General features: G+C 61.5%; 14 protein-coding genes. 10 read left to right on the top strand and 4 right to left on the bottom strand.

Annotated elements, in window-relative coordinates; all coding sequences use genetic code 11:
- Window positions 1–198 precede the first annotated feature (198 nt).
- The 9 genes from BP737_RS09585 to BP737_RS09545 all read left to right on the top strand — a co-directional run bounded on the left by BP737_RS09585 (window position 199) and on the right by BP737_RS09545 (window position 14,342).
- Entirely contained in the window at window positions 199–2,736 is a 2,538-nt protein-coding gene (locus BP737_RS09585) for a hypothetical protein (protein ID WP_292410648.1), read from the top strand.
- Between the two features lie 2 nt (window positions 2,737–2,738).
- Entirely contained in the window at window positions 2,739–4,427 is a 1,689-nt protein-coding gene (locus BP737_RS09580) for a hypothetical protein (protein WP_292410646.1), read from the top strand.
- A complete protein-coding gene (locus tag BP737_RS09575; protein WP_342686154.1) occupies window positions 4,427–5,974 on the top strand; it encodes a type II/IV secretion system ATPase subunit in 1,548 nt (515 codons plus the stop codon). Before BP737_RS09580 ends, BP737_RS09575 begins: the two co-directional genes overlap by 1 nt.
- The gene (locus BP737_RS09570; RefSeq protein ID WP_292410642.1) at window positions 5,971–7,767 is read left to right on the top strand and encodes a type II secretion system F family protein; all 1,797 of its coding nucleotides are present in this window, start codon (window positions 5,971–5,973) and stop codon (window positions 7,765–7,767) included. Before BP737_RS09575 ends, BP737_RS09570 begins: the two co-directional genes overlap by 4 nt.
- A 10-nt stretch (window positions 7,768–7,777) precedes the next feature.
- Complete coding sequence (locus BP737_RS09565; protein ID WP_292410641.1) at window positions 7,778–8,245, top strand: type IV pilin N-terminal domain-containing protein; 468 nt, start codon at window positions 7,778–7,780, stop codon at window positions 8,243–8,245.
- Complete coding sequence (locus BP737_RS09560; protein WP_342686153.1) at window positions 8,245–9,174, top strand: hypothetical protein; 930 nt, start codon at window positions 8,245–8,247, stop codon at window positions 9,172–9,174. Before BP737_RS09565 ends, BP737_RS09560 begins: the two co-directional genes overlap by 1 nt.
- Window positions 9,168–9,695, top strand: coding sequence for a type IV pilin N-terminal domain-containing protein (locus tag BP737_RS09555; RefSeq protein WP_292410638.1), 528 nt, complete (start codon window positions 9,168–9,170; stop codon window positions 9,693–9,695). Before BP737_RS09560 ends, BP737_RS09555 begins: the two co-directional genes overlap by 7 nt.
- Before the next feature lie 5 nt (window positions 9,696–9,700).
- Window positions 9,701–10,237 (top strand): type IV pilin N-terminal domain-containing protein, encoded by a 537-nt coding sequence (locus BP737_RS09550; protein WP_292410635.1) that lies wholly within the window; start codon window positions 9,701–9,703, stop codon window positions 10,235–10,237.
- Between the two features lie 490 nt (window positions 10,238–10,727).
- A complete protein-coding gene (locus BP737_RS09545; RefSeq protein ID WP_292410633.1) occupies window positions 10,728–14,342 on the top strand; it encodes an SdrD B-like domain-containing protein in 3,615 nt (1,204 codons plus the stop codon).
- Between the two features lie 195 nt (window positions 14,343–14,537).
- Here BP737_RS09545 and BP737_RS09540 read toward each other — a convergent pair whose 3' ends face one another.
- Window positions 14,538–14,699, bottom strand: coding sequence for a hypothetical protein (locus tag BP737_RS09540; protein ID WP_342686152.1), 162 nt, complete (start codon window positions 14,697–14,699; stop codon window positions 14,538–14,540).
- Window positions 14,700–14,805: 106 nt separating this feature from the next.
- Here BP737_RS09540 and BP737_RS09535 point away from each other — a divergent pair, with 106 nt between their 5' ends.
- A complete protein-coding gene (locus BP737_RS09535) occupies window positions 14,806–15,204 on the top strand; it encodes a hypothetical protein (protein ID WP_292410632.1) in 399 nt (132 codons plus the stop codon).
- A gap of 87 nt (window positions 15,205–15,291) precedes the next feature.
- Here the strand turns inward: BP737_RS09535 and BP737_RS09530 are convergent, their stop codons facing one another.
- The 3 genes from BP737_RS09530 to BP737_RS09520 form a co-directional block, all read right to left on the bottom strand.
- Window positions 15,292–15,939 (bottom strand): DUF3267 domain-containing protein, encoded by a 648-nt coding sequence (locus BP737_RS09530; protein WP_292410630.1) that lies wholly within the window; start codon window positions 15,937–15,939, stop codon window positions 15,292–15,294.
- Window positions 15,940–16,145: 206 nt separating this feature from the next.
- Entirely contained in the window at window positions 16,146–17,165 is a 1,020-nt protein-coding gene (locus BP737_RS09525; RefSeq protein ID WP_292410628.1) for a Coenzyme F420 hydrogenase/dehydrogenase, beta subunit C-terminal domain, read from the bottom strand.
- A 4-nt stretch (window positions 17,166–17,169) separates the two neighbouring features.
- The gene (locus BP737_RS09520) at window positions 17,170–17,907 is read right to left on the bottom strand and encodes a hypothetical protein (protein ID WP_292410627.1); all 738 of its coding nucleotides are present in this window, start codon (window positions 17,905–17,907) and stop codon (window positions 17,170–17,172) included.
- Window positions 17,908–17,912: the final 5 nt, after the last annotated feature.

Here is a 17,912-nt window from a genome sequence, read left to right as displayed (position 1 = left end):
TGTTTAAATGCTTTATCTCTTCCATATGGCATTAACTTTTCTAAATACCCCATTGATTGCCTTATTTTTCGAAAACATGCCTTTCAAAACTGAAATTCTCTGATGCAATGCACCTCTGCATCGCAACAAAGTGAAATAGCGATATAACAAATAAATTTGACAATGTGGTGCATCCCCGCCCCAAGGAGTCTCAGATATATGGACAGATATCGGATCATGGTGGTACTCGCAGCGGCGCTCCTCCTCCTGGCTGTTTTCGCTCCGGCGGCTTCGGCACGGTTCGTAACACCCGAAGGACCCAACGCCGGGATCAGCCCCGGCGATACCGTTTTTCAGGGAGAGAGGACCGTGAACTTTTCGGCGTTCTCCGACCCGGTAAAGGGGAACCCGGTCCGGATGGTCAGGATCGATTCCGGGGGGCAGCAGACCGACCCGATCTCTCTCACCAGCAGCATCGCGAATTACATCCGTGGAAGTCCCGGCCAATACTATCCTGTTTACAGCGACGGGACGGTTGATCAGGGCAGATACTGCCTGGTGCAGGATGTTGCCGGCAGTCTCGGACAGGTGATGATGCGCACCTTTGGGACGGATGTCGAGCCTGTACCGAACCCCAGCAGGCAGAATCCCCTGCCCTACCGGATGGGAATGCAGTTCCTGCTCCCCGACCACAACCTCCCGCTCAGCGAGTTCCAGGGCCCGTGGTACGAGTATGAACTGCAGGGCAACGTCAAAACATCGAGCATCACGAACATTGCCGGGGACACGGTCTCGCTTGAGGACCTCTCCGCAGACCCTGCAGTCTGGGACGACACCCTCGTCTTCCGGTTCGCGGATCAGGGCGGCGTCTCCCGGGACACCCAGGTGACGATGGTCTTCCGGATGACCCTCAACGACCTCAACCGCGAAGTGCCATACACCTTCACGGTGCGGGACTACCCGCCCGCAATCATTCTCAATGAGACGACCGCGGAGCGCGGCGGAGACCTCTACTTCACGGTCCAGGGGACGCCCTTCACGTACTACGACATTACCCTCCCCGAACCCCCGGCGGGGGAGGACTACCCCATCTTTGACGGCGGCGGGTGGGACACCCGGTTCTCCGACTACCATGTGCGCGTTCACCCCGGGTGGGACGGCACCGTCCGGCTGCAGATCCATATCCCGGACGGGGCTCCGGTCACCAGTTATACGATCCAGGCAACCGGCCCCGATATCTTCCAGCCGGTGAAGGCAACCTTCAGTATCGATCAGAAGGTCATGACGCTGGTCTTCGATGAGCCGGACCAGCAGCTCTACGCCATCGGCGACATCATCGAGTTGAGCGGGACCGTAGCCGGCCTCGGAGCCTCGGACTCGCTGTCCCTCGTCCCGCTCTACCTTTACGTCACGGGGCCCAACCTGCCCCCAAACGGCGCGCCCCTGACCGACCTCTCGCGGGCCGTTGAAGACGGCGTACCCGCGACGTTCACCGTGACCTACTATAACCCGCTCCTCAGAATCTGGGGATATTCGTGGGACACCTCGCTGATCTCCTGCGATGCGGGGACCTACACCGTCCATGTCAACTTTCAGCCGATCGGCGAGGAGAGAAGCAATTATCCGGGAGCCCCGGGCTCCATCGACGGCGAGGTCCCGCCGTCGTGGGACTACGAGCTCAACATGCCGTCCCTTCACGCAAAGTTCGATGAAGAGACGGGGGGAGTGTTCGCCCGCGGAGACTACCTCTATTCGTGGTGGTACGGCCGCGGGAGCCCCGGTCATACTTCCAGTTCCGTGGGGCATATGAAGTGGTACATCTTCGGCCCGAACTTCAAGTACGCCGACTATAACCCCCGGTTCCCCCTCGACGACGACGGGTCCTACGGGATCACGCTCGCGCGGAACTTCACTTACGACCTCTCCCCGGGGACTTATTTCATCGTCTACCACCACCCGGGAACGGACAACGAGTTCGACGTCCTGCCCGAGAACAACCTCAACTTCAGGGGTAACGTGAACCGGCTGTACATGGTCGACGGCGGCGAGGTCGTGAATATCGGGATGCTCGAGGGCCGGGCTGCTGCCGAGGCCCTGGTACGGGCGCTGGATTCGTCGTCCAGGGACGACCTCTACGTGATGGACACCTTCACGGTCGAAGACCCGATCGTCCGGATCAAACCGGTCGGGGAAGTGCTCGTCGGGGACGAACTGATCGTCAGCGGGACCACCAACCTTGCCGGAAAAGGAACGACCGCCGACAAAACGGACATTCACGACGACCTGGTCCTGACGATCGCCGCGCTCGACCTCTATGAGTCGGGCAAGGCGAACACCGCGATGAAGATCCCGATCAACGAGACCATCCCCGGAAAATATGACCCGGTCCAGAAGGCGCGGCCGTTCTCCTACGACGAGCATCCTATCGATACCAGTTCCTGGTATCCGGGGATCTACCAGATCACCGTCACCTGTAAGGAGGTCAACTACAAGACGACCAGCACCTTTGAACTCCTCCCTGAAGGGAGCCAGCGAAACGCCACGGTCACTGAGGCGCCAAATCCATTCCCCTCCCTGACCCCCGCGGCCACCGAGACGTGGAACCAGTATTCCCCGCAGGGCTCCCCGGACTCCACCGCCGGCGAAAGGCCCGACTTTACGCCCATATCCCTGCCCACGTCCACCCAGTCCCCCGGGTTTGCGGTGTACCTCGCAATTGCCGCGATGGTCGGAGTGTTCCTCGCGAGGAGGCGGTAACCGTGGACCTCGCCTTTGACGAGTCTCTGTTCAAGAAGGTCATCGGGGTTCTTGTGATCGCCATCGCCGTCGTCGGTGTCGTTGCCGTCCTCTGGTTTTCCGGCATCGGCTTTCCCGGCCAGGAGCAGGAGCCGGCCCCCGTCACCCCGGACCCCTATCTCCCGGACCCCGGGACCGAAGAGGAGCCTCCGGAGGAGACGCCCGCCGGGCCGAAGTCCTACAACTGGTCGTATCAGGGAGCCGGGATGACGATGGACCTCTACATCCCGGAAGATACCTACGAGCGTTTCCTCTCCCCGGCATACGGGTCGGGCGAAGACAAACCGCAGCGCATGGCGGAGTATGTCGTGACCGACGGCGACGACGGGGTCGTCGACGCCGTTGCAGATTGGTTCCTTGCCACGTCCCGTGAGTCGGGGTTCGGCGACAGCGATACCGTCTCTAACGTCCTCGCCTTTGTGGCGAGCCTCAACTACACCACGGACGCGGAACGCCTCGCCTCTGCCGATTACTCGAACTACCCCGTCGTAACCCTTGCCGGGCAGGGAGGCGACAGCGAGGACCATGCCATCCTTGCCGCCGCCATCCTTGACCGGATGGGCTACGGCGTCTCCCTCCTCTACTACCCCGCAACGCATGACCGGCGCACGATCATCCCCGAAGCCACCGCTCTCGGCCTCGTCACCGACGGTACAATCCCCGGGCGGCTCTATTGGGCCGTGGCGGAGGCCCCCGCAGGCAGGTTCGCCTACTTCCCGGAGAACGGGACATATGACGGGTCTCTCCCCGCGAGCGGCGATCCTGCATCGGGGTGGTTCTCCGGCGAAGCCGTCTGGCAGAACGCCACCGGATCGGGCACCTTCGAGGACGTGCGCTACTATCCGGCGAACCGGACGTTCGTCGCCGGGGCGGAAGTGCCGGGTCTCCATACGGTCGTCGTGGAGGATGCCGTCTGGAACCAGCCGATCATCGTCTCGGCGGCCTGGGCCGTGAACACCACGGAGAAAGGCGTCGACCGCAGCGCCTACGACGGGATGGACCCGTTCTTCAACGGCGGAGACGGCCTCTGGCTGGGTCACGTCCTCTCGCGCGACGACCGGCTCGATGCCGGCACCACCGTCGCCGGGAGCCAGCCTCTCGGGGAGGCGCCCCCGTTCTCGGCGAACGAAAGTCTCACGTCGGCTCTTCGCATCCCGGTCTCCAATCCCTCCCCGCCGTTGCTGACCTGGCTTGAGCCGGTCCGGGATTATTACACGGGCACCTGGTACCCGGCCGGGATCTCCTGGACCTACGACGACAAATGGCGGATCCACGACAACTTCCTTGAGATGCGGGACCCGCTGCTCCAGAACCGGGAAGCCTATTCGCTCTGGGGCGTCACCGAAGTCATCGCCCCGGTTCCCTGGCGGGTCGCCTACACCGTGCAGAATATGGACGAAGACCGTTCCGATAAGGAGATGACCCCGTACAGCGACGTCCGGTTCGCGCTCTACCGCATCGAAGACGGTGCCGCCGTCTTTGACCGAACCTTCGGCTGGCAGACGGTCTACGGTGCAGATATGCGAAAGAATGAGGCGGTTTTCGGTCCCGGCGACTACGCGCTGGCGGTCTTTGTCCGGAACTGCGAGGTGGACGTGACCGTCGAGTATCACGGCAAACCGGCAGAAACAGCCTACCACGGAGGGATATGATGTTCGACTTCTCTTCCCTGTTCGGCAGGAGGGTGAAAACGACCCCTGCCGGGGACGGTGTTGTCGCAGACGAAGTCCCCGACCCCGGCCCGATGATCCTCGAACTCCCGCCCGCCGACCCGGCCCTGGACATTGTAGAACGGTACTGGCTGGTCCCCCCGTTCTCCTACGTCAACATCTTCCGAAAGGACGCGATCACCCTCGGCTACGAGGTTGTCGAGCCAAAGGTAACGGAGAAAGAACTGATCGTCCTGGAAGAGACGTTCGAGCAGCTCCGGGCAACGCTCATCTACGACACCGCCCGCAAAAGAGGCGAACTCGGTCTCGATCCGGACCTCCTCAGGAGAGTGATCCGCTCCTTCGACCCGGAGATCGCCGACGACCGGGTGGAGGTACTCATGTACTACCTCCGGCGCAATTTCCTCGGCTACGGAAAGCTCGACCCGCTGATGAACGACGACCGGATCGAAGACATCACCTGCAACGGCCCGGAGATCCCGATCTTCCTCTATCACCGGAGGTACGCCAACATCCAGACGAACTGCGTCTTTGACGGCGAAGAACTGAACAAATTCGTGCTCAAACTCGCCCAGAAGGCCGACAAACAACTCTCCCTCTCGACCCCGCTCATCGATGCCGCCCTTCCCGAAGGCTCGCGAGCACAGATCACCTACTCGGACATCGTCTCTTCCCGGGGGAGCTCGTTTACCGTCCGGAAGTTCCGCGCCGACCCCCTGACTCCGGTCAGCCTCATCGACAACAACACCTACGACGCCGACCTGATGGCGCATATCTGGCTCGCGGTCGAAAACCGCAAAAGCATGATCGTCACCGGGGGAACGGCAAGCGGAAAGACCTCGACGATGAACGCCATCTCGTTCTTCATCCCCCCGGTGGCAAAGATCGTCTCCATTGAGGATACCCGTGAGATCCAGCTCCCACACATCAACTGGCTGCCGATGCGGACGCGGGAGAGCGCCAACGTCAGCGGCACCGGCAACGTCGGCATGTTCTACCTCCTCAAAGCGGCGCTGCGTCAGCGGCCCGAGTACATCATTGTCGGCGAGGTGCGCGGCGAAGAGGCGCAGACCCTCTTTCAGGCGATGAACACCGGACACACCACCTACTCCACCGTTCACGCAGGAAACGTGCAGGAGACGGTGAACCGCCTGACCCACGAACCCATCAACGTCCCGGTGGCGATGTTCAACGCCCTCGACCTTATCCTGGTGCAGAGCCTCCTCTACGAGGGGGGGAGAGGGTTCCGCCGGTGCCTCTCGTTGAACGAGATCCGGGTCGTCGACGACCAGGTCCGGTGGGAGCCGCTCTTTACCTGGGACCACCGGACGGACCGGTTCGTCAGGGTCTACGAGCGGTCGGCCGTCTTTGACGATATCGCCTACCGGAACGGCTGGGACCGGGAGCAGCTCGAAGCCGCCATCGCCGTGCGAAGAGACGCCCTCACGGATATGATTCACCAGGGCGCTCTCTCTCCTTTGAAGGTCGGGCAGATGGTGCAGGAAATGATGGTGCGGGAACAGCAATGACCGATATAGCGACGTTCCGCAACTTCAGGGATGAGCTGGCGCACTCGCTGCTCTCGGCGCACATACCGATCCCCGCCTCCCGGTATCTTCAGTACGGCCTGGTCATAACCCTGCTTGCCGGTTTCCTCTACATCCTCTCCGTTCTCCTCCTCTCCATCCTCGGGGTCGAGGTGAACATCCTCCCCTTCCTCCCCTACGGCGTCACCGTCCTGCTCGGTTTCGTCGCCGTCGTCGGCCTGCTTCTTCTTCTTATTTACCTGTATCCTCTCCTCCAGGCGCAGGGGCGCCGGACGCGGATCGAGGCGGACCTTCCCCATGCCGTCACCTACATGCAGGCGCTCTCCTCGACCATGACGCTCTACGGCATCTTCCGGAGCGTTTATGAGGCGGGCGACCTCTATGGGGAGGTTTCAAAGGAGTGCGGGCTCATCGTCAGGGACGTGGAGGTCTTCGGCCTCGATCTCCTCACCGCGATGCGAAACGTCCAGGAGGTCACGCCGTCCGCCAACTTCAAGGAACTGATAAACGACCTTGCGCTGGTCTACCGGAGCGGCGGCAACCTCACCAGTTTCTTCAACTCCAAGTCCGAGACCTACCGCGAACTTGCGCGGCAGGAGCAGGAGTCGCTCCTCCAGATCCTGGAGATGATCGCCGAGGTCTACGTGACGGCGTTCGTCGCCGGGCCGATCGCGATCATCATCATGCTGGTGGCGCAGAACCTCGCCGGACAGAACCAGCTCGCGGGCATCATGCCGCTCATGTACCTCGGCCTCCCGCTGGGGGCGATTGCCCTCATCTTCATCCTCTACGTCCTCCTTCCGCCGGACAACCTCGACGTCGCGCGCCGCGAGATCCGGGAGTCCGAGTTCGGCACCGAGATCCTGGATGCCGAAACCGGGGGCGAGCCGGACGAAAAATTCCTCAAAAGCCTCGAGTCCCGGAAACGCTGGCTGCGCATCTTAGAGATCCTCCGCCATCCCGTGACCTTCTTCATCTCCGACTATACGGTCGGGGCGGTGATCGGCGTGGGGGCTCTCGGTGCGCTGTTCCTCAGCCTGCAGTTCAGCTTCTTCGAATCGCTCTTCCCCACCTACACCATGGAGGTCTTCCTCTGTCTTGCCGTCATCGTGGCCGTGATCCCGGTGATGATCGCCTACGAGCTGCGCCGCCGCTACGTCATGGCGGTCGAGAAGCAGCTGCCCGAGTTCCTCGCCGAGATCGCGGATATGCGCGACATCGGCATGACGCTGCAGGGCGCCATCTTCATGATCGCCAACACCAAGATGGGCGTTCTCTCCCACGAGATAAAGGTCGCGGCCGATGAACTCAGGCTCGGCTCCAGCGTTTCGGGTGCGCTTGTGCGGATGGAGGAGCGTATCGGTCTTGTCTCGGTGAAGCGGGCGATCTCCCTCCTGGTGCGGGCAAGCGAGGTGACCGATTACATCCGCGAGATCCTGACGATTGCAATCAACGACCTCCAGCACTATATCAAGATGAAGGCGAAGCGGTTGAACGTCTCGTTCGTCTACCTCGCCGTTATCTACCTCTCGTTCGGCATCTACCTCTATTCGGCGTACCAGCTGAACGTCGCTTTCATCTCAAGTTTCTCCGCATACGACGTTACCTTCGATATCAGTGCGAACGTCCGCGAAATGTTCCATGTCGGGATCATCCTCGGGTTCTTCTCGGGGATCATGGCGGGGCAGTTATCTGCGAACAGTATCCTTGCCGGCCTCAAGCATGCCTGCGTGATGCTGGCCGCGACGGTGATCCTCTTTGTCTACATAATATGAAGGCGGTTTCATGAAAGGCAGATTACAGCACGACGAAGCGGTCTCCTCGGTCATCGGCGAGATGATCATGATCGCGCTGGTCGTCATCCTCGTAGCCCTCTTTGCCACGTCGGCGTTCTCCCTGATCCCGGGCGGCCGGGAGCCGAGCGTCGATGTCGCGATGAAGAATGCGAACGGCACTTCCGTGGTGGAAAACGACACCGTCGTGATCTTCTGGCATAAAGGGGGCGACTGGGTGGAGAAGAAGGACCTCGCGGTGGTCGTTATCCGGAAGGAGGATGGGATCAGGGAGGAGTATTCACACCGTGACTTCGACCTCCGCGACCACGCCGACGACGGGACCGCAGCGTTCGATCTCGGCGGATATCTGAATGTCACGCTCAACCCCGAGCTTAAACGCGGGGATATCGTACGGCTGATCACACCGAAGAACGTCATCTATTCGGGGGAGGTCCCATATCCAAGGGTGGTCCCATGATGGAGAAGGACGACGCGGTCTCGACCGTGATCGCGCTGATGCTGGTCCTCGGCATCATTGTCACGCTGATCGCGATCTACTCTGCAACGTATCTTCCCGGGCTGAAGCAGCAGTCCGAGATCGAGCACTCCCGCGAGGTGGCGGACGCCTTTGCCAGGTTCGGTTCGGATATCGATCATGTTGTCTCGGGCAGTCATGTTGTCTCGGACAGGACGAGCACCCGGTTCAGCGAGCCGTTCTCCCTCGGGGGGGGTGATATCCTCTTAAGCCCGGTCCGGTCGAGCGGTTCGGTCACGATAACACAGGTGCCTCTGGTGAACGTAACCGTAACCAACCAGACTGATGCGATGATGACTGGAAATGCCTCCCTGGTGAACGTCTCCTACGTGCCCTCGTTCACGGCCTGGGAGCCGCAGGGCTACCTCTGGGAGTACGGGTTCGTTGCGGTGACGAAAGACAACGTGACGGTGCCCCAGTCTTCGAGTTACAACAACGTCTCCGGGGCACGGGCCGACAGCGGCGAGTTCCTGCGCTCTTTCATCGACATGTCCCGATTCGGGAATGAGATCGTGATCACCCTGGTGAACCTCACCCCTCCCCCTCCGAAAGAAGGCGGGTCGTTCGTCACCGGGAGCGGAAGAGCCGTGCTCAAGCTGAATGCAACCATTCCAGAGCCAGACCGGATCGCCGGCGTAACTAAGCTCGTCTGCAACGATTCCGTCACTCCTTACCTCAACCTCACTACTCTCAACCCTTCAGCCGGGATAAAGGGTCATCTGGAGACACTCTGCAACGATACGATCGAGGACCACCCCTACGATAGGTACTATTTTGAGGAATTGTCCCAGATTCACATGCATACGCTTACGTTCGAGCCTTCCGTGAACGTGACCCTCCGGATCGTGAACGTCGAGGTGGGCGTATGGTAGACCGGGAGGCGGCGGTCTCCTCGGTTATCGGGGTAGTCCTTCTTCTCGCAATCGTGGTCATCCTCGCCGCGCTCGTCGCCTCGTTCGCCGGCGGGGCCGCCGATACAAAGGACCCTCCCCCCTCGGTGGACCTTGCGGTGTATTCCGCCGGAAGCGGGGATGACTTCACCCTCGTCTTCGAGCACCGGGGCGGGGACCAGGTCCGGCTCCGGGACCTCAGGGTCAACACCTGGGTCCACCTGGAGGACGGGGAGCTGCGTGCCGCATCGTACGACTTGAGGGAGGAGCTGGAGAAGGAAAAGCCGTTGAAGTTCATTGAGAACCTTGGTGGAACCGATGTCTGGAGGACAGGAAACGGTTCGAGCACCGGGAACCAGGAGGAGACCGCCGGGTTCCTCGACCTTCCGGAGGACGAACTGGAGGAGTGCATCGGGCGGTCGGCCGTGGTCGAGGTGGCGGTCTACCACCTGCCGAGCGGGGTTCTCCTGCATAAGAGCAGCATTCTCTTAAAGGAGCGGTGAATGGCATGAAGTATGATGGATATTTTTCCGATGACGCTGTGTCCGAGGTGATCGGCGTGATGCTGATGATCTCCGTGACGCTGATCATCGTGGCCCTTGTGGCGGTCTACGCCACCGGTGCGGCCGGGGATACCACGCAGCCGATAAAGGCGGACCTGGTCGCCTCCGGGACGATGGTAGATAAGGACACGGATGCATATCAGGTCGTCTTCGAGCACAGGGCCGGGGATGCGTTCGACGTCGATCAACTGGCGGTGAGCATCGGTTTACGCGAAAATTCTACCCTGCGCATGATACTCAGTAACGACGATACGGGGGAGCGTATCGCGTGCTTTGACCCGGACGAATCGATCGTTCGACTGGGGGACCGGTTTAAAGTCTCCATCGGCGAATATGATAAGGATAATGGCAACGTCACCCTCGGGGGCAGCGAGATCGAGTGTGGTAAGTACCACCTGACCTACCGCTTCATCGACCGGCGGGCCGGTGCGCCCATATCATCGGGAGAGATTTTGATCGACCCGCCGGAGGGTACTCCCTGACGTTCACTGCGCCGAGGACTCTATCTTCACAGGCCCGGGGCGGGGCCAGCCGTGCTGACCGGCGTGACCGCCCCTTCATAGTAAGGCGGCAGTGACACGGTCACCCGGGACGCCGGCCCTCGCTTCTTTTTTGAATCGCTGCGATGCTCCCGGCGGCGGTCGGTGGCTCGATCCGTGCAAGAATACGGCAGCATGGCAGTCCCGGCCCCGGAGGGCTCCTGCCGCCCGGACTTCCGGGACGGTCCGACGAACCGGGGTGTTGACCCCCACGAGAACCTTAGATAGATTCTTATACCTCTAGGCTTACTATGGCCCATCCTCTCCGCGAACGGTGTTTCAGACACTGCTTCACAGTTGAATACCGACCGTCAGGACCGCAGATCCCATAACCAGCATCCCTAACAGGGCCCACCATTTCACTCATCTTCGGATAACGCATGCAATCACCGGGGCGTGTGAGGGAGCAACATCAAACCAGAAGATGTGACATATGATGCGAAACCTCAGTTTGATAATTGTGCTGCTGGTCTGCACGCTCGTCGCGACGTCGAGCGCGGCCGCAGTACACTTCTCGGTAACCTGGAACAAAACCTACGGCGGGCCGGACGCAAACGACTCGGCATACACCCTCCTTTCGTGTCCGGACGAGAAAGGATACCTCTTCGTCGGTGATACCGGTCCGCTCGGGGTAGGGGAACGTAACGCCTGGGCCGTCAACCTGACCGGAACCGGAGACGAGCGCTGGAACCGGACGTTCGACGCCGGCGGGGGGGATGCCGCGCGGGCGCTGGTCAACACAGCCGACGGGAACTACCTCTTTGCGGGGTCACTCATCCTCGATCCCCGGGGAGAGATCGTCTGGAACAGGACGTTTTATGGGGCCGACGTCAATGCATCGTCATACGCGGCCGCAAAGACCCGTGACGGCGGCTACGTCGTCGCCGGGACGGTCACACCCCGGGGGTCCTCTGCCACCGATATCCTGGTGATCAAGGTCAACGCCACCGGGGGTGAAGACTGGAGACGGACCTTCGGCGAACCGGACCGCTCTGATGCCGCATACTCGGTCATTGAGACTACCGACGGCAACATCGCCGTCGCAGGGAGCACTGAGTCGTTCGGGGCGTCCGCCACCGACGCCTGGGTCGCGAAACTCGACCCCGCAGGGGCCGAGGTCTGGAACACGACATTTGGCGGCCCCGGAAATGATACCGCCCGGGCGCTCGCGGCGGCACCGGACGGAGGCCTCGTCTTTGCCGGGAGTTCCGTGAGGTGGGGTGCGGCCAACCGGACCGAGAGTGATGCCCTGGTTGTCAGGATGGGGTCTAACGGCAGGGTTGCCTGGAACCGGACCTACGGAGACGCGGGGACGAACGAGTCCGCCGAATCGATCATCGCCACGGCCGATGGAGGATATCTCTTTGTCGGGGAGAGCGGGCAGAATCCTGCCGGAGGTGACGCCTGGGCCGTCAAACTCGACAGCTTCGGGGGAGTTAAAGGAAGCATGACGCTCGGCGGGGCCAACCCGGGAGACCGGGCGGCATCGGTCGTCCAGGTATCGAACACCGAGTACGCCTTTGCCGGGACGTTCAACGCGACCGGGAAGGATGGGGCGGTGGATACCGATGCCTGGGTCGTCAAATTCACCGTAAATCCGCGGGCTGTGTCGAAAGCATCTTCACAACCGTTGAACCTGCCGGAGAACTGCCCGACGCCGACGAACCCGGAGCCCACACCCACTGCTACATCCACTGCTACACCTACTGTTACACCCACTGCCGCACCATCCTCGATCGGTGACTTCGTCTGGAACGACACCAACAGAGACGGCATCCAGGACTCTGGAGAACCGGGGATCGAAGGCGTCAACGTTACGCTCCTGGATGCGGAACTCTGTGAGGTCGCCGCAACGAAGACCGGTGCGGACGGCAGGTACCTCTTCGCCTGCCTTACGCCCGGAGACTACGTCGTGAAGTTCGTGCCCCCGGCGGGAATGGTCTTTACGAGGCAGGATGTCGGTGACGAGGATGCGTGCGACAGCGACGCGAACCGAACGACCGGCAGAACAAACCAGATCGCCCTCGGGGCCGGGGAGACGCAGGACGGGTGGGACGCCGGATTCATCGTGCCGCAGCCGGAGACAACCGGGTCGGTTGACGGTTTTGTCTGGATAGACACGGACGAAGACGGCATTCAGGACTGTGAGGAAACGGGGCTTCCCTGCGCCTCAATAACGCTCTACTGCACAAACGGCACGCCCGTCGACGCCACGACGACCGATACGGCAGGGCGATACCTCTTCACCTGTCTGCCGCCGGGCGACTACTACCTGATCTTCGACCCGCCGCAGGGCTACACCTTCACTGCCGCATGCCAGGGCGGCGATGACACCCTTGACAGCGACGCGGACCCGGCGACCGGGAGGACAGAGAACGTTACGCTCACCGAGAATAGGACAGAGGCCGCTCTGGATGCCGGGATGGTTGCAGCGACTCCGCCTTCCGGGGAGCCGGGTATCGTCACCGGCTTCGTCTGGCTTGCCATTGACTTAATCGATGAAATTCGCGGCAATGATGATGCTTATTCGGGTATCTGCGTAGAACTCAGAAGTGCCGACGGCGTACTGGTAGACTCGATGATCACCCGGGACGACGGCGTGTACACCTTCTGTGTCGACGAGCCCGGGTGCTACTACCTCCGGTTTGCGCCGTCGAAGCGGTCCAAGGTAACATTCGTCACGCCCGGCCCTTGGAGCGACGTCGACCCCGAGACAGGGACAACGGATACGTTCGACGTTGTGCCGTCAGAGACCGTAACGCGGGATGCAGGGCTGGTCATGGGCGCCCGCGCGTTTTCAGGGGGGGTCTGGTACGACCTGAACGCAGACGGCATCCGTGACCCGGGTGACCCGGGTGTCCCCGGCATCCGCATCCACCTGTTCAATCCCAAGCCCTCACTGATCGGCGGTACAGTCACCGATTCCAACGGCTCATACGGCTTCCCGAGCCAGAAGTGGTCTTACTGGGGCTACGGCGGCGTCTCCTTCCCTCTTCCAGACGGCTACTCTTTCACCGTCCCTGGCCAGGACAGCGATGCCAGGAGGGACGGGGGTTACGCAGATGCGGAACTTGGAACTGAGGGATTTGTGGAAGTCGGGGGAGAAACCCTGAATGCAGGTCTCGTCGGGGAATACCAGACCGAAACCCCGGCGGCAGCATATGGCTGGGTCTACGGAACGACCTGGTACGATAATAACAGGGACGGTGTCTGGGATCACATGGGAGAGGGCATATCCGGCGTCGAGGTCCGGCTCCTGGATGCGGACGGCGCTGTGGTGGCGTCGGCCCACACAAGAAGTACGGTCTACTTCGCCGGGGCAACGTACCTTTTCGGTCCCCTCCTGCCCGGAGAGTACTCCCTTGAGTTCATTCCACCGGAGAATTACGTCTTCACAAACCCCGGCGGGGACAGCCACGCAGACCCGGCGACCGGTATGACCGATCCTTTCACGATCAGCGGGGATGATACAGTCGTCAGGGATGCCGGGATGTATTATGTAGAGCCGCCACAGCCGCCGAGTTTTGTTGCCGGCACCGTCTGGAACGACACCAACGCTAACGGCGCCCGGGACACAGACGAGCCTGTTTTCCCGGGTGTCCGCGTAGAACTCAGGACTCCTGACGACAGGCTGTTGAACTCCACGATCACCGGAGACGACGGTGAGTACATCTTCCGTGTCGACGGGGATTGGCGCTACTTCCTCCGATTTGTGCCGCCGGAGGACTTTGATTTCACCGCTCCCGGCTCCGGGAGCGACGTCGACCCCGGGACGGGAACAACGGATCGGTTCTCCGTTGCGCCGTCGGAGACGTTAACGCTGAACGCAGGGCTGATCAGGGAGGTTCCGGGGGAGACCCGGGTAACACCGGACGGGACCCCGGTGACCCTGGACGGGGACACGGTAACGCCGGACAGGACCCCGGTGACCCTAAACGAGACCCGGGTAACGCCGGATGATACTCCGGTGACCCTGGACGGGGACACGGTAACACCGAATGATACTCCGGTGCCACCGAAAGGGACGGAGGCCGGAAAGGAGGTCTGAGCCACCCGGACCTCTGCTGCATCGGGGCATGTCCCCGCCGGGGACCGCGGCCACGGGAACCGGTTCTCCCGTGTACCGCGGCCTGGTCGACGTACGACGACCCGGTGACAACCGTGCCGTCCGACCGGCACCCGCTCTCCAGGACGGACGATCACGGTTTCGCTGATACTGTCCGTCTTGACCGCACAGACGGTTTCACGACCGTCGCGTCGGACCGGCGCTTCCTTCGGCACGAGCGCCACCGCGCCGATCAGCATGAGCAGGTGGACGACGGTTCATCGTCCCGGGGTCGGCCGTCACCGTGGCGACCGCATCGATCAGTCCCCCGGCGAGGGAATTCTCCGGGATCGCCGCCACCGCGGCATCTCCCGGCGCGAACCGGAGGGCGGCTGCCGGGCAGACCGCGACACATACCCCGGGGCAATCTCGATCGGTATATCCCGTCGGAGAGTTACCTCATTCTATGAACGCAACATCGGCCGGAAAACTCGTCGGCTTCGGCTTCCTCACCTGGCTCCTCCCCTTCCTGCTCTCAATCCCGTTCTATTCGCCGGAGGGTGAGCCGCTCTACGACCTCTTCCTGATCAAGTCGATCCTGCTCGTCTTCTCCGCCGCGCTCGGCACCTTCCTCATCCTGGTCTATTTCAGGGGTGTGCATGCCCGCTTCGTCCGGGAAGGCGCCCTGCTCGGCGGCGTATGGCTCCTGATCAACTGGGCGCTCGACGCCGTCGTCCTCCTGCCTCTCTCCGGGATGGACGCCGGCACCTACATGGCGCAGATCGGTCTTCGCTACCTCGTCATTCCGATCATTGCGGTCGGGATCGGGTATGCGGCAGAGCAGGCGGGGGAGAGAGCGAGGTAACCCCCTCCCCGCCTGCATATGACGGATCAAGATCGGAACGGAATGATCGATATGCTGAGATTGGGGCACTTCGGTCTGAAAAAAACCCTAAATGCCCCCGGCGGGTGAAGGGGGAACGGTCGCTTTGTAGTATGTTTCAAAACCGTTGTTGACGATCGTGGCCCCGCTGGGCACCTGAATGACTATAAGACCCGCATTCAAAAAATCCACACAGGACCCCATAGCATTGAGTAAGCAGAGAAATATGGTGTATCCATTGAGCCAGCTGAAGATCGAAAGGATGTACGGCAGCATCACCGACAATATCAGATAGGGCATGATGGAGATGATGAGAAACCGCCCTTTTTCGATCTCTTCGGTCGTAAAAACAAATCCGAACACTCCGTTTATTCCCCAGAACGTTTTATCCGATCTCATAACATTCGGAATGAACGCGGCGTGAATAAGTTCGTGGGCGCTTATAAAAAGAGGGGCCGCCAGAATAAAAAGCAGGGTAGATAGATTGAAAGGGATCGTGACGGAGAACCGCTGACCGTCTCTTAAGAAAGCATATATCGAAGGATCTAACCCGTACGTGATCGCCAGCGTGATTGCCCCGAGTATAAAGGCAAACGGCAGTGACAGCAACGTTGCAGCCCGGAGGTTTGCGGGCTCTTTGATCTGTTTCCACCCGCTGGATAGTAACTGTATCCTCAATCCTTTATCTGTGAGGGGAATGCTCCTTGCAAATCTCATGAGACATCTTCTAAACTGCTGCTTACACTACCGATGCTCTATGGTTTTTCATCAAATATCACTCTTCCTCTTGATCCTGCGGCCGGGTGAGTCCACCCGGGGCTGTTTGATCGCGAATTCCGGCGTTCCTCCCTTCGGGAGCCGACCGCTCCCCGGCGATGCACCGGGCAGGAACTTTTCGAAACTCCGGTCCGTCAAAAAAAGGGTTATTCCGCCTGGCGCTCTGCTTTTTTCTTCGCCAGGCGCTCGACGGCGGAGAGATCGACGCTGCCGCCGGTCGCAAGCTTCCCCCGCCAGACCGCACGGTCGACGAACCCTTTGCCGATGTCGTTCCGGACGATGAGCGTCGTGTAGCCGTCCGGCGACCCGACGGCTCCGGCCGAGACGTCCGCCTCCACCGCCGTAAAGTCGGTGCAGACCCGGCACCCGGGCCGGACGGACTCTTCCAGGTCGGCGAGCGGAATGGCGACCTCCTCTCCGTCCTGCAGGTAGACGTCCATCTTGCCCTTGATGTCGAGGCGGTTGATCTCCCAGGGCTCGATCTTCTGCTCCGATTGCAGTTTCCCCTCGACCAGCTTCGCGTAGTCGAAGGTCTCCGTGCAGAAGAGGCCGATCACGAGCCGGATCGCCTTCGCGTAGGGCTTGAGGAGGTCGTGGTTGCTCGTCCGTATCATCTGCGTCGCCCGTGCCACGCAGGGCACGCCCACGACGGCGATGCGCCGGTACTTCCGGGTGACCACCGCCTCCTTGAGCGATGCAAGGAGCGGCACCCACCAGGCATAGCGGCTCCCGGCGTGCTGGATGAGCGCATCCGACGAGGTGATCACCGCCGACGACGGCTTCATCGTCCAGGGGTCCCTCGTCACCGTGACGACCGCGTCGATCAGTCCCTCGTCGAGGGCGTTCACGAGGATTGCCGTCACAGCACCGCCGCTCTGCTTGCGCTCGACCGGGAAGACCGACCGGGCCGCTACGACCTCCTGGCATGCCCCGAGCATCTTCCCCTGCGCCGCAAGGTCGGTCCTCGGACAGGCCGCGTAGCACGCCCCGCAGGGCACGTTGTCGTTCTCGGCCTTGCAGTAGCCGATGTTGACCGGCGCTGTATTGTCCTCCGGCGCGAATCGGAGAGCGTCTGCCGGGCAGACCGCCACGCATGCTCCGCATCCGGAACAGAGGTTCGTAGCCCAGACCTCCGACTCCAGGTCCTTGAATGTCTTCATCTCCATGCTCTCACTCCCACGTATACTTCCCGGCAAAAGGCCTTGCACTCGCCGGAATAATCCGGGTGTAATTCGCGTTGACCAGCGGCTCGGGGTCGAGCCCGAAGTCGCCCGCAAATTCACGGAGCACCGGAGCGATCCGGGAGCGGTCCTCATCGGTGAGCAGCACCTTCTTTGCCCCTGCGGCAAGGCGGGCGTCGTCCACCTCCCCACGGATGACGATCTCCCCGCCGTGGATCCCGCTCCCGATCTCCCTGGCTTTCATGACTCCGTCGAGACCGAGGACGATCAGAAGGCCGCCCGCCATGTACTCGCCGAGGAACGTCTGGGCGGACCCTCCCACGACCAGTATGGGGCGCTGCGTCTCATACTGCTTCATGTGTATCCCGCCGCGGTAGCCGATGTCCCCGCGGACGAAGACCGTGCCCCCCCGCATGCTGTGCGCCACCGCATCCCCGGCGCTCCCGTGGATCACGACTTTCCCGGAGTCCATCGTGTTGCCGGGTGCATGCTCCGCGTTGCCGTGGACAATGACGGTCGGCCCGCTCATGAACATGGCAAGGTCGCCGCCCGCGACACCGTTGACCCGGATCGTGGCGCTGCCGCGGAGGCCGTCGCCGATGAACCGCTGCCCGAGGACGTTGTTGACGATGATCTCTTCGGCACCGTCTTCAACGGCCTTCCTGATCTGCTGGTTTAAGGGGGTGTAGTGCATCCCCTTCGCATCGATCGTGACTTGTTTTGCCATTTCTT

It is taken from the genome of Methanoculleus sp. UBA291 (assembly GCF_002499755.1).
GTDB lineage: Archaea > Halobacteriota > Methanomicrobia > Methanomicrobiales > Methanoculleaceae > Methanoculleus > Methanoculleus palmolei.
Note: the sequence above shows the minus strand (reverse complement) of the source record. Positions and strands in the feature narration are given on the sequence as shown.

Bases quoted from the DNA above. Each gene is read 5' to 3' on its own strand.
- BP737_RS09575 (WP_342686154.1), top strand. From the start codon at position 4,427: ATGTTCGACTTCTCTTCCCTGTTCGGCAGGAGGGTGAAAACGACCCCT.
- BP737_RS09535 (WP_292410632.1), top strand. From the start codon at position 14,806: ATGAACGCAACATCGGCCGGAAAACTCGTCGGCTTCGGCTTCCTCACC.
- BP737_RS09560 (WP_342686153.1), top strand. From the start codon at position 8,245: ATGGAGAAGGACGACGCGGTCTCGACCGTGATCGCGCTGATGCTGGTC.
- BP737_RS09545 (WP_292410633.1), top strand. From the start codon at position 10,728: ATGATGCGAAACCTCAGTTTGATAATTGTGCTGCTGGTCTGCACGCTC.
- BP737_RS09550 (WP_292410635.1), top strand. From the start codon at position 9,701: ATGAAGTATGATGGATATTTTTCCGATGACGCTGTGTCCGAGGTGATC.
- BP737_RS09520 (WP_292410627.1), bottom strand. From the start codon at position 17,907: ATGGCAAAACAAGTCACGATCGATGCGAAGGGGATGCACTACACCCCC.
- BP737_RS09525 (WP_292410628.1), bottom strand. From the start codon at position 17,165: ATGGAGATGAAGACATTCAAGGACCTGGAGTCGGAGGTCTGGGCTACG.
- BP737_RS09530 (WP_292410630.1), bottom strand. From the start codon at position 15,939: ATGAGATTTGCAAGGAGCATTCCCCTCACAGATAAAGGATTGAGGATA.
- BP737_RS09570 (WP_292410642.1), top strand. From the start codon at position 5,971: ATGACCGATATAGCGACGTTCCGCAACTTCAGGGATGAGCTGGCGCAC.
- BP737_RS09555 (WP_292410638.1), top strand. From the start codon at position 9,168: ATGGTAGACCGGGAGGCGGCGGTCTCCTCGGTTATCGGGGTAGTCCTT.
- BP737_RS09585 (WP_292410648.1), top strand. From the start codon at position 199: ATGGACAGATATCGGATCATGGTGGTACTCGCAGCGGCGCTCCTCCTC.
- BP737_RS09565 (WP_292410641.1), top strand. From the start codon at position 7,778: ATGAAAGGCAGATTACAGCACGACGAAGCGGTCTCCTCGGTCATCGGC.